This is a genomic window from Intestinimonas timonensis, from assembly GCF_900626145.1.
Lineage (GTDB): Bacteria > Bacillota > Clostridia > Oscillospirales > Oscillospiraceae > Intestinimonas > Intestinimonas aquisgranensis.
On sequence record NZ_LR130819.1, the window covers coordinates 1 to 1,600 of the forward strand.

The 1,600-nt window shown below is 61.1% G+C and carries 4 protein-coding genes; all 4 read right to left on the reverse strand.

All coding sequences use genetic code 11. The features are described 5' to 3' along the window. The coding region (locus E0E29_RS16865; RefSeq protein ID WP_130850924.1) for a hypothetical protein at positions 1-247 on the reverse strand (247 nt) is incomplete at its 3' end. A gap of 10 nt (positions 248-257) precedes the next feature. After that, a complete protein-coding gene (locus tag E0E29_RS16870) occupies positions 258-554 on the reverse strand; it encodes a hypothetical protein (protein WP_130848489.1) in 297 nt (98 codons plus the stop codon). Between the two features lie 4 nt (positions 555-558). Beyond that, positions 559-792 carry a phage holin gene (locus E0E29_RS16875; protein WP_207303553.1) on the reverse strand — a complete coding sequence of 78 codons (234 nt, stop codon included), beginning with the start codon at positions 790-792 and terminating at the stop codon, positions 559-561. Positions 793-871: 79 nt separating this feature from the next. After that, positions 872-1,600, reverse strand: a 729-nt coding sequence (locus E0E29_RS18360) for a hypothetical protein (protein WP_165449961.1), incomplete at its 5' end; no start/stop codon positions are given.

Consider the following 1,600-nt stretch of genomic DNA (forward strand, 5'->3'; position numbering starts at 1 on the left):
GGATGGCGTCCAGCTCCCCCTGCTGGCGGTGGACCACCGACCCCAGGTAGAGGCAGCCCGCCAGACTCAGGGCGGCCAGCACCGCCGCTGCAGCCGCCACCGGTCGGAGCCGGTCAGCAGCGCGTGTGGCGGCGCGGATCTCCTCCCGGACGGTCTGCCACATCTTTACCAGAACACGGATGATGGCCCGGTAGGTGGTCAGGCCCGCGCCCTCCTCGCTCAGGATCTCATTCAGCTCGTCGTCCATGGGCCCCTCCTCACAAAAGCTGGGCCACCAGGAAGCCCACGGTCCCCGTGATGAAGCCCGTCACGACCAGGTCCCAGAGCCGGGAGGGCCGCCCTTTCAGGGAAGCCACGTCTCCGGCGATGTCGTCCAGCTTCTCCACGATGGTGTCCAGCCGGGTCCCGTTCACTGCCTGGTGCTGTTCCAGCTCTCGGATGCGCCGGAAGAACTCCTCGTGCCGCTGGCTGTTCTTCTGGGACTCCAGTTCAAAGTCGCCCTCCAGCCGCTTGACCCGCTCGTCCAGCTGGCAGGCGGAACAATCGTTGGGCATGGCGTCAGCCCCCTCTCATCACCTTGTCTGCCTCAATGGCCTTCTGGGTAAAGCTATTGTTCTTCCACCAGGCCGCCAGGGCCGCCGCAACGGTCCACGTTGTGGTCACCAGGGCGTTGATGGTCTCGTCATCGATGGGAATGACCTGGATGCCGGCCATGCTCAGACACTGGTTGAGCAGGGCCAGAAAGAGAATGATGGTGCGGGCGATAGTGCCCGCGCTGATGCTGTTTTTCATATGCGCCTCCTTATCGAACTCCTGCATATCGTTCCATCCACAGTCTATCAGAAACGTACTGCAAAGGGCAAATGCCCGCTTAATTCTGACCCTTGCTCATAAGATCCCAGAAGTCATCCGCCTGTGCCGCGCTCATTCCTGCATTCTGGAGCTGCTGCAGTTTGACCTCTTTGGTGATTCCCTTCCCCGTGGCAGCATAGATGGGGTAATAGGTCAGGTAGTCATCAATGCTCATGCCCCACTGCCGTATCCTTTCCCACCGGGCACGTCCGGCGTCCGAGAGCTCCAGTTGATAGAGCCGGTTCTTGTCCGCCGCAGAGAGTCCGCTCGACTCGATGGCAGCGATGATCTCCGCCTGATTGACGGAGTCGTCTCCGTTCCGGTCCCTATCCGCATCCGCATAGGTCAGCCAGGCGTCCACGGAAAGGCCGCTCTGGTAAGCCTCCCGGAGCTTGTCCCGACTCATGGCGGCTCCGTACTTAGAGCGGTAGGCCAGGTATTCGGCCTCGCTCAGGCCCAAGTCTGTGCCTGCCCGCTTTACCTCACCGACCCACTCCTCTGGCTGATAGCCGCTGTGGAGATCCGCCTTGGACACGGCGTCGGCATAGGTGTATACCATGTCCAGCGCCCTGGCCTTCTCTTCGTCCGTGAATCCCTGATAGACCCCGCTTTGGATGAGTTTGTCGGACAGATCATAGGCCGTTTGTCCACGCATGGTCGCGTATTTTACATACTGTTCTGCGCTTAGGTCGATATGATTTCCGTCCACGATGATGTACCGGTTTGCCCGGCTGGGTACCACCCCGCT

Bases quoted from the DNA above. Each gene is read 5' to 3' on its own strand.
- E0E29_RS16870 (WP_130848489.1), bottom strand. From the start codon at position 554: ATGCCCAACGATTGTTCCGCCTGCCAGCTGGACGAGCGGGTCAAGCGG.
- E0E29_RS16875 (WP_207303553.1), bottom strand. From the start codon at position 792: ATGAAAAACAGCATCAGCGCGGGCACTATCGCCCGCACCATCATTCTC.